Origin of the sequence: Pseudomonas quasicaspiana (assembly GCF_021147825.1) — a bacterium.
Classification (GTDB): Bacteria; Pseudomonadota; Gammaproteobacteria; order Pseudomonadales; family Pseudomonadaceae; genus Aquipseudomonas; species Aquipseudomonas quasicaspiana.
In genome coordinates this window covers 1-18,133 of the sequence record NZ_JAGTPI010000066.1, presented here as the reverse complement: position 1 = coordinate 18,133, position 18,133 = coordinate 1, and the positions used below count along the sequence as shown (strand labels likewise).

The window sequence follows — 18,133 nt, the reverse complement described above, 5'->3', positions numbered from 1 at the left end:
CTTGGTAAGGATGGGGGCGACGGCTTCTGTTTGCGGATCAGTCCGCCACTTTGAACACATGTCGCAGGTACGAGACGAAGTTGGGGTCCTTGCATTGCGTCTTGCCGGGTTCGTCGGAGATTTTCGCAACGGGCTGCCCGGCACAGGCGGTCATTTTCAGAACGATACTCATGGGTTCGACGCCCGGTATGTCTGCAGTGAGGTTAGTGCCAATTCCGAAGCTCACGTTGATGCGACCGCGCAACGCGCGAAATATTTCCAGTGCCTTGGGCAGCGTCAGGCCGTCGGAGAACACCAGCGTCTTGCTCATCGGGTCAATGCCGAGCTTCTGGTAATGCGAGATGCATTTTTCGGCCCACATCACCGGATCACCGGAGTCATGGCGCAGACCGTCAAACAGTTTGGCGAAATACAGATCGAAATCCTGCAGGAAAGCGTCGGTGGTGATGCAGTCCGTCAGGGCGATCCCCAGCAATCCCCGGTATTCGTGCACCCAGCAATCGAGCGCGGCGCTTTGACTGTCGATCAGGCGCGGGCCGAGTTGCTGGTGAGCCATGATCCATTCGTGGGCCATGGTGCCTAACGGTTTCAGGTCAAATTTGCGTGCCAGTTGCACATTACTGGTGCCGACAAACTGGCCGGGGAAGTCGCGCTTGAGCACGTCGACGACTTCTTCCTGAACGCGGTAAGAAAAACGACGACGGGTGCCAAAGTCAGCGACCTTGAGTTCAGCCAGCTCGTCAGCCTTGGCATTGGCGGTCAGCCAGTCGAACTTGCGATACAGCTGGTCTCGCGCCTGACTGAGCAGGATATCCGGATGACGATGGCGATTACGCACTTCACTGACAATCGCCAGCACCGGCACTTCGAAAAGGATCACATGCAGCCATGGCCCTTGCAGGCGAATACATAGCTCATCATTTTCAATAGTGGTTTTCACATAGCGTGTGTTGAAGCGGAACAGGCCGAGAAACCTCAGGAAGTCGGGCTTCATGAAGTTGATGCGTTCCAGGAAGTTCAGCTCCGGAGCCGCCAGTGACAGCTCGCACAGCTTCTGGATTTGTTGCTGGATTTCACCCAGATAGGGACGCAGGTCCTCACCGTTTCGGCAGCGAAATTCCCACTCAACGTCGACGTTGGGGTAGTTGTGCAGCACCGCCTGCATCATGCTCAGTTTGTACAGATCGGTGTCGAGCAGGTTTTGCACGATGCGATTGGAGAAAGCGCTCTCGCTCATTGGGTCGCTCCAGCAGGACCGGCCGCCAGACGCGGCCAAACGAAAATGAATCAAGTGGTCACGGCGTCCCGTGGCAGAGCCATCGAGCGCTCATTGAGCTTGTTGTTGATAATGACCGACATAATGCCAGTCAGTGCGGGATAGGGGCAGTTTTCTTTGGTAGGGGGAGGCGTGTTGAGAGCTGCCTGGGTTGGAATAGAGCTCACTATGGGAGCGAATTTATTCGCGAAGGGGGCAGCCCTGAAAACATATGGGTCGGCCACACCGCTTTCGCGAATGAATTCGCTCCTACTGGTTTTTGTGTTTGCTGCGTGAAAGCGCTCTTTCAGCGCACCGCAGCAACCGCCGGAAAATCAAGAGTGAATTTCCCGTTGGGTGTGTCATCACGAAACCGCTCCATCACAGTCTTGAGCTTTTTCGCCGATTCCTCGTCGGTGGCGTAGTAAAAAACGCTCGATGCTGCGGCTGAAGCGCGAGGGATGGTCAGGCGCATTTCTGCTACCTCAATCCAGTTCTTCGGCCTTTCGGGGAACCACTCGTTGTAGACAAATGCGTAGTGAACGTCCTTCTCGTCCATCAGTGTGGTCATCCAGTCGACGTCGTTACGCGTCTTGCGATAGTGCAGCGCCTGGATGCTGCCCAGCCCCCATAAATCCAGAATGTATTGGTTGCCATTGAGCGCGACAAGGCCCAGATCATTGACGGCTACCGGTTCGCCCAGTGCCCGGACGATCTCCCCGCTGGAGTACTGCTGGTTATAAATGGCTGCCGAGGAAAGAGGCACACGCAGCGTCGTGTACACCGGAATCGCGAAAGCGACCGGCAGCATCGCGAACAGGGCGGTCATGTAGCGCTCGCTCATGCGTGTGACACAGGCGTAGATGACGAACACGCCAACAAAGGTCAGCCAATAGGCTTCATAGCGGCCTTGCCCTGATCGACCAAACAACGTGTGCAGCGCTGCCACAGTGAGCAGCATCAGGATCAGGGGCTTCCTGTCGAAAAACAGCACACACACGAACAGCTGGGCAAGCAAGACCCAGCCATAGGCATCGAGCTGATTCGTGACGTTAAAGAACAGCGCGGCCAGGCCCGTACCGGTTTTTGCCTGTACGGACGACGGGATGTAGCCCAGGCCCAGATGATTCAAGAACAGCGAAAATGCCACAACCAGCGCTCCGATAACTGCAGCGCTGATCACCGTCGCACGCCGTTCGCCATGCCAGAACAAGTAAGCCAGTACTGGCAGAGAAACGGCCAGTCCTTCATAGCGCACCAACGGCAATAGAATCAGCGCGATATAGATGGGCAGCGGTGTTATGGCTACCTGACCGAACTCTTTTTTCACCACCGCGCACGCTATCAAGGTCACGAGATAGACCTGCAGCGTGTGCTCCATCCCCGCGAAAATCAGGCCGTAGAGATTGGTGGCGAGGAAGAAACCACCGAGAATCAGCACCTTGCTGATTGGGTGCAAACCCTCGAGCAACCTGAGCAAAGGGCCTATGGTCAGGAACGCGAAAATCAGATTGAGGAAAAAAGGTGCCAACACCATCCCGTTCCCCAGAACGGCAAAAGGTGCGAGCAGGAAGGGCCAGATAATGCTTGAGGATGGCGCTGAAAATTCACCGGGGTTGATACCGTAATGGCCGCTGAACATCTGTTTGGCCAGCGCGAGGTGAATGTAGGGATCGTCCAGCGTGTAAATGAACATGCCGTGGTTGTTGATCAGGATCGCCAGCGTCATCAGCATCACCGGCAACGCGAGCAAAATAACCGTCAGGTGCCTGTCTGTAAGCCGTGGCAGTGAGTTTGCCTTTGCAATGTTAGCGGTCGCCATAGCGTCATAACCTGTCAGGGGATCAAGTCAGGGAAACTACGTAGCGATCGACATGCGCAGCGCGAAGGCTTCTACCCAGGGTTGCAGGAATATAGGTTCAACGCCGGGCTGCACACAGCCATAAAAAACTATTTGATGGGTAGAAGCAGCCGTAATGCTGGCGTCAGGATTCGGGGGATTCTATGTCCGCTTTCAAGCTTGAGTTTGTAGACCGGCTTTAGCCGAGGGGGGGGGCGCAAATTCTGTTGGAGGGAGCCTTGCCGCGATGCAGGCGCTTTGCTCCGTCAGGCACACCGCGTTACCGTTCTTCGCGGGCAAGCCCGGCTCCTATGGAATAGCGCGGTCTATGTGGGAGCGAGGCTTGCCCGCGATGCATGAGAGACAGCCAGAAGACATATCGCGTTATCGTTTATCGTCGGGATGCCGCCTCGCGAACAAGTTCGCTCCTACCGTTTGGTGCGGTGTCAGGCAGGAGGCAATTTGTTGGCGAGAGGTTTCGTGCGCTCATTCTCCTCCCAACTGCTCAAGCATCCACTTCGCAAAGTCCCTGATCTTTGGCACTTCAGCAGCATGTTCCGGGTAGGCCATGTAATACGCGTCGCTGCTTGGCAAGGCGTGTTGCCATGGGATGACCAGCTTGCCGTCGGCCAGTTCTTCTTCCACCAGAAACCGCGGCAGCAGGGCGACGCCGCAGCCGACCTGCGCTGCGCGGATGCACATGTAGAAGGTTTCGAAGCGTGGTCCGTGGTAGCTGTGTTCTGTGTGATAGCCCTGACTGTCGAACCAGTCATGCCAGCCTTGCGGGCGATTGGCGTTTTGCAGCAGGACCAGATCGGCCAGTTGTGTCGGATCGGTAAACGGCGTGGCGGGTAGAGCGGCCGGTGAACAGACGGGCACCAGTTCTTCGCCAAACAACCGAATACTCTCTGCGCCCGGACGCGCGCCCTGGCCGAAGTAGAAGGTGAAATCGCAGCGGCTTTGAATCAGGTCATCGTTCTCCTGCTCGTTGACCACATCCAGGTGGATATGCGGATGACGCAGACGCCAGCCTTTCAAGCGCGGCACCAGCCAGCGTGCGCCGAAGGTCGAGGGTGTCGAAACCCGCAGCACCTCGGTCTCGCCGCCGTAGGAGCGCAGGAAGTGCGTAGACATCTCCATCTGGCTCAGAATCTTGCGCACTTCGCCCAGATACAGCGCGCCGGCCGGGGTCAGTTGCAAGCGGCGACGCACGCGACGAAACAGTAAGTGCTGCACCAGTTCTTCAAGCTGCGCCACTTGCTTGCTGACTGCACTTTGCGTGAGGTTCAGTTCCTCGGCCGCGCGCGTGAAGCTCAAATGCCGGGTGACCGCTTCGAAGCATTGCAGCGCCGTGATGGACGGCAGGTGGCGTCTGTTCAGCATGTTCTAGCCTTTTCCGATCTTGATACCGCGAGCATGAATAAAAGGAATGATATCTCGCCTAATGGTCGTTTGTTGATGGCGTTAAGGCCAGTTATTACTAGAGCCTGAAGATTTACCGTTATTCCAGCATTCCCGAAATCAGGAGAGAACATGCTTACCGACCTGCTAAACCGCCTCGGTGTCGACCCCGCGAAATATCAAAAGGGCGACCAGCCTGTCCATACACCTATCGACGGCAGCCGTATCGGTGCGGTGAGCTGGGAAGGTGCTGCAGAGGTTGAGCAGCAAGTTACGCGTGCCGACGCTGCTTTTCAGGCCTGGCGCAAGGTACCGGCTCCACGTCGTGGCGAGCTGATTCGTCTGTTCGGTGAAGCGCTGCGCAAGCACAAGGCTGACCTGGGCGAGCTGGTTTCATGGGAAGCTGGCAAGATTACCCAGGAAGGTCTGGGTGAAGTGCAGGAAATGATCGATATCTGCGACTTCGCCGTCGGCCTGTCCCGCCAGCTGTACGGCTTGACCATCGCCTCTGAGCGCCCAGGTCACCACATGCGTGAAACCTGGCATCCGCTGGGCGTGGTCGGTGTGATAAGTGCGTTCAACTTCCCGGTCGCGGTCTGGTCCTGGAACACCGCACTGGCGCTGGTGTGCGGCAACTCGGTGATCTGGAAGCCGTCTGAGAAAACCCCATTGACCGGTCTGGCGTGCCAGGCGCTGTTCGACAAGGTCGCGGCTGACTTTGCTGATGCGCCGGAGTATCTGGCTCAGGTGATCATCGGTGGTTGTGATGCGGGTGAGGCGCTGGTCGATGATCCGCGTGTGGCTCTGATCAGTGCAACCGGAAGCACCCGAATGGGGCGTGAAGTGGCTCCGAAAGTGGCCGCGCGTTTCGCTCGCAGCATCCTTGAGCTGGGTGGCAACAACGCCATGATTCTCAGCCCGACAGCCGACCTGGATCTGGCCGTACGCGCCATCCTGTTCAGCGCCGTCGGTACTGCCGGGCAGCGCTGCACGAGCCTGCGTCGTTTGATCGCCCATGAGTCGGTGAAAGCCGAAATCGTTGCGCGTCTGAAAACTGCCTACGAAAAAATTCGTATCGGTCACCCGTTGGAAGGCAATCTGATTGGTCCGCTGATCGACAAGCATAGCTATCAAGCCATGCAGGATGCGCTGGAGCAGGCGACGAGCGAGGGTGGCAAGGTGTTCGGCGGCAAGCGTCAGTTGGAGGACAAATTCCCCAATGCTTATTACGTTTCTCCGGCCATCGTCGAGATGCCAGAGCAGAGCGATGTCGTACGCGAAGAGACTTTCGCGCCGATTCTGTACGTAGTGGGTTATGAAGATTTCAACGAAGCGCTGCGTTTGAACAACGCTGTGCCGCAAGGTCTGTCGTCGTGCATATTCACCACGGACGTGCGCGAAGCGGAGCAGTTCATGTCGGCGCTGGGCAGTGACTGCGGTATCGCCAACGTCAACATCGGCCCGAGCGGTGCTGAAATCGGCGGTGCATTCGGTGGCGAGAAAGAAACTGGCGGCGGTCGTGAGTCCGGCTCCGATTCGTGGCGCGGTTACATGCGTCGCCAGACAGCGACCGTGAACTACTCGCTGGAACTGCCGCTGGCGCAGGGCATTACATTCGATTGATAGCTTTTCCGCTGGCGCGGGCGGGTGGCATCTATCTCGATTGCCCCGCCGGCTTCAACAGGTGAATGAGTACTCTGTGGGAGCGAATTTATTCGCGAAGGGGCCTGTATATTCGATAGAAATTTTTCGTCTGCCAGGCAGTCTTCGCGAATAAATTCGCTCCCACGGGGTCTGCGCAATCCCCTAGGACCGGCTTCAGCCGGGAGGGCGTCGGTACATTCGCTAAATTTTCTTCGGCGCAATTACCGCTCTCCCGGCTAAAACGGAACGCTGCCCGCCCGTTGTAAAGTGTTGTTGGCGAAACTGCTCCAGTTGCAAAACCTCCACTAACCTCAATTGGTGCGTCCCGTAGCGCAGGCGCACCGCCGGTGTGCAGATCGGTGACGCATGCTGTTACAGCGGGGTTGTACGTGGCGTGATGCGTAGGTTGCTACGTATTTTGCCGTTGGTTGCACCTTTTTGTTTCAGGGTTGTACTTTGCTTGATGTAGAGGGTTGCATGCCCTGCGGTCAAAGGCTCTAGCCGGGCCGGACGCAACAAATCCGAGAGTTTCATCAGAATAAAAAACGAATGGCACGCCACTTGCTCAGAGCAACTCTGTAGTTGCAGTGCTAATCAAAAAAATCTCAGGAGCACCACTCATGTCGCAGACGTTTTACAGAAAAGGCTTTCTTGCACTTGCAGTCGCTACTGCATTCGGCGTGTCTTCGTTTGCTCAGGCTGATCTGAAGATCGGTGTCGCGGGGCCAATGACTGGCGCCAACGCATCGTTTGGTCAGCAATACATGAAAGGCGCTCAGGCAGCCGCCGACGCGATCAACAAAACTGGCGGCGTTAACGGCGAAAAAATTGTACTGACGGCGTATGACGATGCCTGCGAACCGAAACAGGCCGTTGCCGTCGCCAACAAGGCCGCCTCGGACAAAGTAGCCGGTGTTGTCGGTCACTTCTGCTCCTCGTCAACGATTCCAGCCTCGGAAGTTTATGACGAAGCCGGCATCATCGCGATCACCCCAGGCTCTACCAACCCGACGGTGACCGAACGCGGCCTGACCGCCATGTTCCGCATGTGCGGTCGTGACGACCAGCAAGGTATCGTGGCGGGCGACTACATTGTCGATGTTCTGAAAGGCAAGAAAATCGCCGTAATCAACGACAAGGACACCTACGGTAAAGGTCTGGCTGATGCGACCGCCAAGCAACTCACCGCACGTGGCGTGAAACCGGTTCTGGAAGAAGGCCTGACTCGCGGCGAGAAAGACTTCAGCGCCCTGGTGACCAAGATTCGTTCTGTCGGCGCGGACGTCGTCTACTTCGGCGGTCTGCACCCGGAAGCCGGTCCTCTGGTTCGTCAGATGCGTGAGCAAGGCCTGAAAGATGTCAAGTTTATGTCTGATGACGGCATCGTTACCGACGAACTGGTCACCACCGCTGGCGGCGCGCAATACGTTGATGGCGTTTACATGACGTTCGGTGCTGACCCACGCGTGCTGCCAGACAGCAAGGCCGTCGTGGATGAGTTCCGCAAGTCCGGCTACGAGCCTGAAGGCTACACGCTGTATGCCTACGCTTCGGTTCAAGCCTTGGCCGCTGGCTTCAATGGTGCCAAATCCAACAAGGGCGAAGATGCCAGCAAGTGGCTCAAAGCTCACCCCGTTAAAACTGTAATGGGCGAGAAAGCCTGGGACACCAAAGGCGACCTGAAAGTCTCCGACTATGTGGTTTACCAGTGGGACAAAGACGGTAAATACCATCAGCTCGAAAAACAGAAGTAAGCAAAGCGCATAGCCGCGCGAGTACCTCAAAGGTGCTCGCGCGTCTTGTTAATGGGGGCGCAAGGTCGCGACCCCGAAGTTCTTCTGTCAGCTACTGAATGACGGTCCGCTGTTTCTCACAAGGAAACTTCGGACTGCATCGTTAGCCTTTCAAGTTCGTGAGCGTGCGTGATGGACGGTATTTTCCTGCAGCAAATGATCAACGGTCTGACCCTCGGGTCGGTCTACGGTTTGATCGCCATCGGTTACACGATGGTCTACGGCATCATTGGCATGATCAACTTCGCCCACGGCGACGTGTACATGATCTCTGCGTACCTGGCCGCCATCGGTCTGGCCGTCCTCTCATTTTTCGGTCTGGAGTCTTTCCCTTTCCTTATTCTCGGCACGCTGATCTTTACCATTGTGGTGACCGGCGTTTACGGCTTTGTGATCGAGCGCGTGGCTTACAAACCACTGCGTAACTCGACACGCCTTGCCCCCCTGATCAGCGCCATTGGTATCTCGTTTGTGTTGCAGAACTACGCGCAAATCAGTCAGGGCGCGAAACAGCAAGGTGTACCGACCTTGCTTGAAGGCGCATGGCGTTTTGAGGTCGGCAGCGGCTTCGTGCAGATCACCTATACCAAGGTATTCATCTTGATTGCTGCGTTCGTTGGCATGGGCGTACTGACCTATATCATCAAGTACACCAAGCTGGGCCGGATGTGCCGCGCGACCCAACAGGATCGCAAGATGGCATCGATTCTGGGCATCAATACCGATCGGGTGATTTCTTACGTGTTCATTATCGGCGCAGCCATGGCCGCACTGGCCGGTGTGTTGATTACCATGAACTACGGTACTTTTGATTTTTATGCTGGCTTCGTCATCGGCATTAAAGCCTTCACCGCGGCTGTGCTAGGTGGCATCGGCTCCTTGCCTGGAGCAATGCTTGGCGGGCTGATCCTTGGGGTTGCGGAGTCGCAATTCGCTGGTCTGATCAATTCTGATTACAAAGACGTGTTCAGTTTCGGCCTGCTGGTACTGATCCTGATTTTCCGTCCTCAAGGCCTGCTGGGTCGCCCACTCGTGGCGAAGGTATAAATATGTCTGCTCCTAAAAAAACCATCAGTATCAAGAAAAGTCTTATCGACGCGGTATTTGCCGGTTTGCTGGCTTTGGTCGTGTTCGGACCCGTTGTCGGCGTCGTGCTCGACGGTTACAGCTTCAACCTGCATCCAACGCGTGTAGCCTGGCTGGTAGGGATTGTCATGTTCGGCCGCTTTATCTTGAGCTTGTTGCTGCAAACGCCTAAAGGCATTGCTATCGGCGAGAGTTTTGAGAGTGCTGGCTCTGGCGTGCACGTGCAGTCACCTGATCACAGGAGCAAGTTGATCTGGGTGATCCCGCTGATGGCTGTGATTGCCGTGATCTTTCCGGCGTTTGCCAACAACTACATTCTCGGGATCGTCATCCTCGGGCTTATCTACGTATTGTTGGGCCTGGGCCTGAACATCGTGGTCGGTCTGGCCGGCCTGCTTGACCTGGGGTATGTGGCGTTCTACGCCATCGGCGCTTATGGTCTGGCCTTGGGCTACCAATATCTGGGCTTGGGTTTCTGGTCGGCGTTGCCGCTTGCGGCCATCGCCGCGGCGCTGGCAGGCTGCATACTCGGTTTCCCTGTATTGCGCATGCACGGTGATTACCTAGCGATCGTGACTCTTGGTTTTGGCGAAATCATTCGTCTGGTTCTGACCAACTGGCTGTCGTTCACCGGTGGCCCGAACGGAGTAGCGGTTCCGTCTCCAACTTTCTTTGGACTGGAGTTTGGCCGTCGCGCGCGAGATGGCGGGATACCTATCCATGAATACTTCGGGTTCGAGTACAACGGCAACCTCAAATTCATCTTCATCTATGCGGTGCTGGTTCTAGTCGTACTTGCGGTGCTTTACATCAAGCACCGCTTGACCCGTATGCCGATTGGTCGTGCCTGGGAAGCGTTGCGTGAGGACGAAATCGCCTGCCGCTCCATGGGCCTGAACCATGTCTTGGTCAAGCTCTCAGCATTCACTATAGGTGCATCAACTGCGGGCCTGGCTGGTGTGTTCTTTGCCAGTCAGCAAGGCTTCATCAACCCGACTTCGTTCACCTTCATTGAGTCGGCCTTGATTTTGGCCATTGTTGTGCTCGGTGGTATGGGTTCGACGATAGGCGTGGTGATCGCCGCATTTGTATTGACCATTACTCCGGAGTTGTTACGTAGCTTCGCCGAATACCGTGTATTGCTGTTGGGGATCTTGATGGTGCTGATGATGATCTGGCGGCCACGAGGCCTAATCCGTATTGCTCGCACCGGGGTCACTCCACGCAAGGGGGTTGCGCCATGAGCAACGACATCGTTCTTTCGGTTGAGCACCTGATGATGCACTTTGGCGGCATCAAGGCGCTCAGCGACGTCAGCATTCAAGTGCGACGCAATTCTATTTTTGCCCTGATCGGCCCCAACGGCGCGGGCAAAACCACGGTATTCAACTGCCTGACCGGTTTCTATAAAGCCACAGGCGGGCGCATTGAATTACACACTCGCGGCACGACCACCAACGTGATCAAGCTGCTGGGTGAGCCGTTCAAGGGCACAGACTTTGTCTCGCCGAAAAGCTTCCTCAGTCGCGTCTACTACAAGATGTTCGGCGGCACGCATCTGGTAAACCGGGCAGGGCTGGCGCGGACCTTCCAGAACATTCGTCTGTTCAAGGAAATGTCCGTACTGGAGAACCTGTTGGTGGCCCAACACATGTGGGTCAACCGCAGCCTGTTGGCGGGCATTTTCAATACAAAGGGTTATCGCGAGGCAGAAGAGGTCGCCATCAATACGGCGTTCTACTGGCTGGAAGTGGTGGACCTGGTGGATTGTGCTAACCGTCTGGCGGGCGAGCTTTCCTATGGCCAGCAACGCCGCTTGGAAATCGCCCGCGCCATGTGCACCCGGCCGCAGGTGATTTGCCTGGATGAACCGGCTGCGGGCCTCAACCCGCAGGAAACCGAAGCGCTGAGCGGCATGATCCGTCTGCTGCGTGATGAACATGACATGACCATTGTGCTGATCGAGCACGATATGGGCATGGTCATGGGGATTTCCGACGATATTGTGGTGCTCGACCATGGCAACGTCATTGCCACTGGCGGGCCTGAACAGATTCGCAACGATCCGAAAGTGATTGCGGCGTATCTGGGCGCTGATGAAGAGGAACTGGTATGAGTACGCCGATCCTCGAAATGAAAGAGATCGATGTTTTTTACGGGCCGATTCAGGCCTTGAAGAAAGTCTCGTTGCACATCAATGAAGGCGAAACCGTCAGCCTGATCGGTTCCAACGGCGCGGGTAAATCCACGCTGCTGATGTCGATCTTCGGCCAGCCCCGGGCGGCCAGTGGGCAGATTATTTACCAGGGCACCGACATCACCCAGAAGTCGTCGCACTACATCGCGTCCAACGGCATTGCGCAGTCGCCGGAAGGGCGTCGGGTGTTCCCCGACATGTCAGTCGAGGAGAACCTGATGATGGGCACTATCCCGATTGGCGACAAACATTCGGCTGAAGACATGCAGCGCATGTTCGAACTGTTTCCGCGCCTCAAGGAGCGTCGTAATCAGCGCGCCATGACCATGTCCGGTGGCGAGCAGCAAATGCTCGCCATTGCACGGGCGTTGATGAGTCGCCCGAAGTTGCTGCTGCTTGATGAGCCAAGCCTCGGCCTGGCACCGATCATCGTCAAACAGATCTTTGCCACCCTGCGCGAACTGGCAGCTACCGGCATGACCATCTTTCTGGTCGAACAAAACGCCAACCATGCGCTGAAACTGTCTGACCGGGCTTATGTCATGGTCAACGGCGAGATTCGTCTGAGCGGCACGGGGCAGGAGTTGCTGGTTAATGAAGAGGTGCGTAACGCTTATCTGGGTGGGCATTGACCAGATGGCATGATGCAAATTGTTGGATTGAAATGCATTTTCTGTAGGAGCTGCCGAAGGCTGCGAAGCATTTCTCCTGATACACCGCTATCGCAGCCTTCGGCAGCTCCTACAGGTCGTGGGTTTGCCGCGAGACAGCGCGGTGTCATGCACACCTGGGACACTCCTAAAGGAACAAGGGTGCCTCTCAAGCTCAATTCACAACGGAATCATTGTCGTCGACAACACCGAACGCAGACCCATGAACGAACGGATCTGGCGCACGCCCGGCAGGTACAGCAACTGTTCGGCGTGCAGTCGGTTGAAGCTTTGACTGTCCCGGGTGCGCAGCATCATCAGGTAGTCGAATTCCCCCGTCACCACATGCAGCTCCATGCAGCCGGAGATTTTCTGCGCCGCGGTCTCGAAGGCCGAGAATGATTCCGGGGTCGATCGATCCAGCACCACGCCAATAATCACCACCATCCCCGCATCCAGTGCTTCGTAATCCAGCACCGCAACAATCTTCTTGATCAGTCCTGCCTGCTTCAGCCGCTCAACCCGTCGCAAGCACGCCGGAGCGCTGAGCTTGACCTTTTCCGCCAGCGCGACGTTAGAGATTGAAGCGTCTCTTTGCAGAGCTTTGAGGATGGCCCGGTCAATTCGGTCGGTACTGCTGGCGTCTGTGTTGGTGGTCATTTCAGTGGCGGTCTTTTATTGCGTGATTAAAATAATCCTAACAACTTTATTAGGTTAAATCCTTAAAGTATTAATAAAGCGCCAAAAATAGCCTTAAGTTTGCAACCCGTTTTTTGGCTCGTTTCCTTAATATTGAATCCATCGCAAGCACTGCAGAGCGTGCCTGCATACTCTCAATATCAAGGAGCCCTGTTATGAATCTGAGCAAATTCAAGCGCTACCCTCTGACGTTTGGTCCTTCGCCCATCACGCCTCTTAAACGACTCAGTGCGCACCTGGGTGGCAAGGTCGATTTGTACGCCAAGCGTGAAGACTGCAACAGCGGTCTGGCCTTCGGCGGCAACAAGACCCGTAAGCTGGAATACCTGATTCCCGAAGCGTTGGAGCAGGGCTGCGACACGCTGGTTTCCATCGGCGGTATTCAATCCAACCAGACCCGTCAGGTAGCTGCCGTGGCTGCGCATCTGGGCATGAAGTGTGTGCTGGTGCAGGAGAACTGGGTCAACTATTCCGATGCGGTGTATGACCGGGTCGGTAATATCGAGATGTCGCGAATCATGGGCGCTGATGTGCGTCTGGATGCGGCCGGCTTCGACATCGGTATCCGTCCGAGCTGGGAGAAAGCCATGTCGGACGTTGAAGAAAGCGGCGGCAAGCCTTTCCCGATCCCTGCTGGCTGCTCTGAGCACCCTTACGGCGGCCTGGGTTTTGTCGGCTTTGCTGAAGAAGTTCGCGAGCAGGAAAAAGAGCTGGGCTTCAAGTTTGATTACATCGTGGTTTGTTCCGTCACTGGCAGCACTCACGCGGGCATGCTGGTGGGCTTTGCAGCGGATGGCCGTGCGCGTCGGGTGATCGGTATTGATGCGTCGGCCAAGCCGGAAAAGACCAAGGCGCAGGTGCTGCGTATCGCCCAAAACACCGCGAAGCTCGTGGAGCTTGGGCAGGACATCACCGAGGACGACGTGATCCTCGATACGCGTTTTGCCTATCCGGAATATGGTCTGCCGAACGAAGGGACGCTGGAGGCGATTCGTCTTTGCGCGCGTACCGAAGGCGTGCTGACCGACCCCGTGTACGAAGGCAAGTCGATGCACGGCATGATCGAGATGGTCCGCAACGGCGAATTCCCGGAAGGCTCGAAAGTGCTCTACGCCCACCTGGGCGGCGTGCCTGCGTTGAGTGCTTACAGCTTCATCTTCCGTAATGGTTGATAGGTTGGCTCCATAGCTGAATTGGAATGCTGCTTCCTTTGTGGGAGCAGAGCTTGCTCGTGATTAGGCTGGACGCGGTTCACTTAATCCCGAGTCGCCCTTATCGCGGGCAAGCCCGGCTCCCACAGGGTCTGCGTTCATCTTTGGACCCAGTTGCCCTCATCGTTGGATTGCCAAACCGAGCACCCACATAGGTGTGACGTCCAATCAAACCCCAATAAACCGCTCTTCCAGAATGCTCTTCGCCAATGTGCTGACCTTTGCCAGAATCTCCTCAACTTGCTGATCCATGGCTTCTGCTGAAAAATCTGATTCCCCAAGCCTGACCACATGCAATTTGTGGCCGCATACCGAGCCTAGCCAGGTGAGTTGCGGCGAAGGGCTTTCTTCGATATCCAGCAAATAACAGCCTTTGGACACCGAGCGCAGCAGTTGGCTGGCATGGCAGCGTGTGTCCAGATTGAGAGCGGCTTGACTCGATTCTGCCCGTAGCCAGTCTTCTAGAAACTCGTTGGGCTCTCTGACATGCAGATAACCGACCTGGTCCCAATCATCTATCGCACTGCGCAAACGCTCGCTGATGTAGCCCGGCAATCCGGCACGCGTAACGATCACGACGCCGACTTCCGGGGAGGGGGTTTTGACCCAGACAGCAGATTCCGATATCCCAAGCATGACGGCGCTCCTGGCGGCTTGAAGGTGCACGTTTTCTGAGTTCTAAACTACTGAAAGTCCAGCGGGGTTTCCTACGTATTAACGCCCTTGAATCGGAAGGTCGTCCGCTTCGCAATGGCTGTGCGGATGAATGTTCACGCTCAGGCATTTTTCGCGGGTCGTTGTTCATATACCGGCACGATTTGCGCATGACTGCCGGTCTGCCCATTCATTCAAGGAGGTCACGGACGATGAAAGAGCCGCCTCAAACGCCTGAAGTGACGGTGCAGGAGCGCAAGATCCTGCGGGCGCTGCAGATCGATGGCCGTATCAGCAATGCAGACCTCGCCAGAAAGGTCGGGCTGAGTACCACCGCATGCTGGAACCACACGCGACGGCTATACGCAAACGGCATCATTAAAAGCGTGCGCGCCCAGATCGACCCCAATGCAGTGCAGCAAGGCACCGTCGTGCTCATCGGTGTAGTGCTTGACCGCTCGACACCCGAGAGCTTCGCCACCTTCGAAGCGGCTGCCCGTGAACTGCCACAAGTGCTGGAATGCTGGCTGGTTGCAGGGGATGTGGATTACTTCATGAAAATCAGGGTTCGGGATCTACCAGCGTTCAATCACTTGCATAACACCCGGATTATTGCGCTGCCCGGCGTACGTCAGGTCCGGACTTTTTTCGTACTGAATGAGGTGAAGTCCGACGGCTTGCTGTTGATCTGATGATCGCCCTCAAACATCGCTTGCCGAATTGTGGAAAACAATTTTGAAGAGCCGCCAAACCGCGACATAAAGCCGCTGCAAATGCTTGTTTTGTCACGCTTTTGACTTGTTCAGGTTTACTGTGGAACTGCCTGTGAATAACGTGGGAGCACTTAGCTGAAGCCCTTGTTTTATAAGGCTTGTAGAGTGATGGTTAAAATTTGATCAGCGCTTTTCGAGCTTGCTCGGCGTGCATTTGTCAACGCTTTGGGGGCTGGTTTTTCATACAGGTATTTCATTTGCTTTGCCTGTGGATAAGTCTGTGGGCAAGCATTGGAAATAGTTCGCAAACCGGCAGCGGATATGGCCTGAAGCAATGACAAGCGGATTTCGGCGCGGCGGATGTTTCATTGCCATTACACGAGGAGAGAATGAGGTCAAGGGAAAAACCACTTTGGCTCTCCTTCAGGCCCCGCAATCCGGGGCCTTTGATGAAAAGAGTTGCCCACGGATATTGTGGGCCTGACTGTGGATAACGTGGGTAAAACCCCGTTTGACCCCGGCTACGCCTGGTCCTGCGGTATCTGGTTGTTTTTTGTACAAAAAGTGCATTGTTTTATCCACAGACTTGCTCCCGACCTCTCTGGGCGGGCATTCTGCTGGGCTTGTTTATTTATCGTTATTAACCGGTCTGCACTCAGGTGCGGCACATCAGGAGAATGAAATGACTTCCACTGTGTTCATTACTGGCGCTACTTCCGGGTTTGGCGAAGCCTGTGCCCGTCGCTTCGCACAAGCCGGCTGGTCGCTGGTGCTGACCGGCCGCCGTGAAGAGCGTCTCAATGCCCTCAGCGCTGAACTGTCCACGCAGACCAAAGTGCATACGCTGGTGCTGGACGTGCGCGACCGCGCTGCCATGGAAGCTGCCATTGAAAGCCTGCCAGCCGAGTTCGCAACCATCCAGGGTTTGATCAACAACGCCGGTCTGGCTCTGGGCATCGATCCTGCGCCCAAGTGCAGCCTGGATGACTGGGACACCATGATCGACACCAACATCAAGGGTCTGGTCTACAGCACTCGCCTGTTGCTCTCGCGCCTGATTGCTCATGGTCGCGGTGCAAGCATCGTAAACGTGGGTTCGGTGGCGGGTAACTATCCTTACCCGGGCGGCAACGTTTACGGCGGGACCAAGGCCTTCGTCGGTCAGTTCTCGCTCAACCTGCGCAACGATTTGATCGGCACTGGCGTGCGGGTTACCAACCTTGAGCCAGGCCTGTGCGAAAGCGAATTCTCGCTGGTGCGCTTCGGTGGTGATCAGAGCAAGTACGACGCGACGTACGCAGGCGCAGAAGCGATCCAGCCGCAGGACATCGCAGAGACCATCTTCTGGATCATGAACACCCCGGCGCACGTGAATATCAACAGCCTGGAATTGATGCCGGTCAGCCAGACCTGGGCAGGCTTCGCGGTTGATCGTAATCGCGGTTGATTCAAGAGGTGTGCAGGAGCCAGATTGTTGGCTCCAGTCAAACAAAGCCGGTCCGTCAGTTGCAACGTATTCTTGTAGGAGCTGCCGAAGGCTGCGAAGCATTTATCCTGACATACCGTGATCGCAGCCTTCGGCAGCTCCTACAGGTCATCTGTTTGATGCGCGACAGCGTGGTGTCAGCGATAGCTCTGGAAATACCTGGCCAACCCGATATAACACGTCGCCAGGTGATAGGGCGTGGTCGATGGCATGTCGCTGCGGCTGACCTGACCATTGGCGTCCAGGCACTCGTTCCAGCCGCTGGCATGCAGGAATCGCTTCTGCAGTGCCAATAACTGTTTACCCAGCGCCGCTTCGCTGCCGGGCCGTAAAGTCAGCGCCCGCAAATACTCGGCCTGTGCCCAGATGCGCTGGGTGCCATCCTGAATATGTCCATCGCTGGTCAGCGCGGCCGCTACGGCGCCTGTTTTCGCATCCACCCCTTGGGCTTCGGCATGGATAAACGCCGTGCTCAGTGACTGATGCAGCGCGCTACCGCGCAAGTGCGGCGACGACTCCAGCAGGAAGTACCATTCAAACTGATGGCCGGGCTCGTACCAGTTATCCACAGCGGCCAGCGGTTTCTCCAGCATTACCCCGTGTTCGCTGTCCACGAAGCGCCGTTGCATGGCGGCTGCCAATTCGTTCAGCGTCGCCAGTGTTGCCTCGTCGGCGCGCACCTCAACTGTGGCCAGAAGCGCTTCGGCCAAATGCATCAACGGATTCTGCAACGGCCCGCTGCCCAGCGTTGCCCAGTCCTCATCAAGCACCGCTTCATACAGCCCGTCATCATCGGCAAATTGCTCTGCCACGACATCCAGCGCTGCATTGAGCACTGACTCGACCAAGGGCTCGCGAACCCTGGCCCAATAGTGTGCGCAAGCGAAGATGATAAAGGCGTGGGTGTAGAGATCCTTGCGACGGTCCAGTGGCGTGCCCTGCGGGTCGATGCTGTAGAACCAGCCACCGTGCTCGGCGTCATGGAAGTGCCGTTGCAGTGAGCGAAACAGTGCGGCTGCACGGGTGGCAGCTTCGGGCACCGCTGGATCATCGATCAGGCCGGAAAACAGAAACAACTGTCGCGCACAGGCCATGGCGCGATAACGCTGCGGTGGCAGTGGTTGGTGTTGCGCATCGACCGCTTCATACGGCAAAGCCAGCTGTGCATTCCAGCCAGGACCAAGCCAGACCGGCACGATGGTTTGCAGGAAGTGCGCCTGAACGCTGGCGAATACGGCGTTCAGGTCAGGCTGAAGGGCGGAGCAGGAAACATCTGGCATCGGCAGGCGTCACAGCAGGGGCGAATTGCGCGACATGGTAGCAGCTAGTACCAGACTGTAGGAGTCGTCCCGAGGATCAGGCAGTTCACGACAACCTCTGCTGGAATGCTATCCCTGTGGGAGCTGCCCCGGTGTCCCTGACACCACGCTGTCGCGCAGCAAACACGGACCCTGTAGGAGCGCGCTTGCCCGCGATTCGGTCTGTCAGTCGATGAATATATTGC

Annotated in this window: 15 protein-coding genes; 9 read left to right on the top strand and 6 right to left on the bottom strand. The window is 56.4% G+C overall.

What is annotated here, in order from left to right; translation table 11 throughout:
* Positions 1-37: 37 nt before the first annotated feature.
* The 3 genes from pncB to KDX30_RS25410 form a co-directional block, all read right to left on the bottom strand.
* Positions 38-1,237, bottom strand: a complete 1,200-nt coding sequence (gene pncB, locus KDX30_RS25420) for a nicotinate phosphoribosyltransferase (RefSeq protein WP_231677816.1) — start codon at positions 1,235-1,237, stop codon at positions 38-40.
* Positions 1,238-1,562: 325 nt separating this feature from the next.
* Complete coding sequence (locus tag KDX30_RS25415; protein WP_122396112.1) at positions 1,563-3,077, bottom strand: hypothetical protein; 1,515 nt, start codon at positions 3,075-3,077, stop codon at positions 1,563-1,565.
* A gap of 504 nt (positions 3,078-3,581) precedes the next feature.
* Positions 3,582-4,478, bottom strand: a complete 897-nt coding sequence (locus tag KDX30_RS25410) for a LysR family transcriptional regulator (RefSeq protein ID WP_231677815.1) — start codon at positions 4,476-4,478, stop codon at positions 3,582-3,584.
* A gap of 150 nt (positions 4,479-4,628) precedes the next feature.
* Between KDX30_RS25410 and amaB the strand changes: the two genes are divergently transcribed.
* From amaB to KDX30_RS25380, 6 genes are all read left to right on the top strand, one after another.
* A complete protein-coding gene (gene amaB / locus KDX30_RS25405) occupies positions 4,629-6,119 on the top strand; it encodes an L-piperidine-6-carboxylate dehydrogenase (RefSeq protein WP_319946099.1) in 1,491 nt (496 codons plus the stop codon).
* 641 nt (positions 6,120-6,760) lie between these two features.
* Entirely contained in the window at positions 6,761-7,894 is a 1,134-nt protein-coding gene (locus tag KDX30_RS25400; protein ID WP_027898117.1) for a branched-chain amino acid ABC transporter substrate-binding protein, read from the top strand.
* A 171-nt stretch (positions 7,895-8,065) separates the two neighbouring features.
* The gene (locus KDX30_RS25395) at positions 8,066-8,980 is read left to right on the top strand and encodes an ABC transporter permease subunit (RefSeq protein ID WP_122396115.1); all 915 of its coding nucleotides are present in this window, start codon (positions 8,066-8,068) and stop codon (positions 8,978-8,980) included.
* A gap of 2 nt (positions 8,981-8,982) precedes the next feature.
* Positions 8,983-10,263 carry a high-affinity branched-chain amino acid ABC transporter permease LivM gene (gene livM, locus KDX30_RS25390; RefSeq protein ID WP_231677814.1) on the top strand — a complete coding sequence of 427 codons (1,281 nt, stop codon included), beginning with the start codon at positions 8,983-8,985 and terminating at the stop codon, positions 10,261-10,263.
* Positions 10,260-11,135, top strand: coding sequence for an ABC transporter ATP-binding protein (locus KDX30_RS25385; RefSeq protein WP_122396117.1), 876 nt, complete (start codon positions 10,260-10,262; stop codon positions 11,133-11,135). The genes livM and KDX30_RS25385 overlap by 4 nt, the downstream gene beginning before the upstream one ends.
* A complete protein-coding gene (locus KDX30_RS25380) occupies positions 11,132-11,848 on the top strand; it encodes an ABC transporter ATP-binding protein (protein ID WP_099267794.1) in 717 nt (238 codons plus the stop codon). The genes KDX30_RS25385 and KDX30_RS25380 overlap by 4 nt, the downstream gene beginning before the upstream one ends.
* Positions 11,849-12,046: 198 nt before the next feature.
* Here the strand turns inward: KDX30_RS25380 and KDX30_RS25375 are convergent, their stop codons facing one another.
* Complete coding sequence (locus KDX30_RS25375; RefSeq protein WP_231677813.1) at positions 12,047-12,526, bottom strand: Lrp/AsnC family transcriptional regulator; 480 nt, start codon at positions 12,524-12,526, stop codon at positions 12,047-12,049.
* A 194-nt stretch (positions 12,527-12,720) separates the two neighbouring features.
* On the opposite strand from KDX30_RS25375, the gene KDX30_RS25370 reads away from it, so the two are divergent.
* Positions 12,721-13,737, top strand: a complete 1,017-nt coding sequence (locus tag KDX30_RS25370) for a 1-aminocyclopropane-1-carboxylate deaminase (RefSeq protein ID WP_027899734.1) — start codon at positions 12,721-12,723, stop codon at positions 13,735-13,737.
* A 207-nt stretch (positions 13,738-13,944) separates the two neighbouring features.
* On the opposite strand, the gene KDX30_RS25365 is transcribed toward KDX30_RS25370, so the two are convergent.
* Positions 13,945-14,412 carry a transketolase gene (locus KDX30_RS25365; RefSeq protein ID WP_099267797.1) on the bottom strand — a complete coding sequence of 156 codons (468 nt, stop codon included), beginning with the start codon at positions 14,410-14,412 and terminating at the stop codon, positions 13,945-13,947.
* Positions 14,413-14,642: 230 nt separating this feature from the next.
* Here KDX30_RS25365 and KDX30_RS25360 point away from each other — a divergent pair, with 230 nt between their 5' ends.
* Positions 14,643-15,122, top strand: a complete 480-nt coding sequence (locus tag KDX30_RS25360; protein WP_122808473.1) for an Lrp/AsnC family transcriptional regulator — start codon at positions 14,643-14,645, stop codon at positions 15,120-15,122.
* 703 nt (positions 15,123-15,825) lie between these two features.
* Complete coding sequence (locus tag KDX30_RS25355; RefSeq protein ID WP_027899731.1) at positions 15,826-16,590, top strand: SDR family oxidoreductase; 765 nt, start codon at positions 15,826-15,828, stop codon at positions 16,588-16,590.
* A 176-nt stretch (positions 16,591-16,766) separates the two neighbouring features.
* On the opposite strand, the gene KDX30_RS25350 is transcribed toward KDX30_RS25355, so the two are convergent.
* Positions 16,767-17,909 (bottom strand): AGE family epimerase/isomerase, encoded by a 1,143-nt coding sequence (locus KDX30_RS25350; protein WP_231677812.1) that lies wholly within the window; start codon positions 17,907-17,909, stop codon positions 16,767-16,769.
* Between the last annotated feature and the right edge of the window lie 224 nt (positions 17,910-18,133).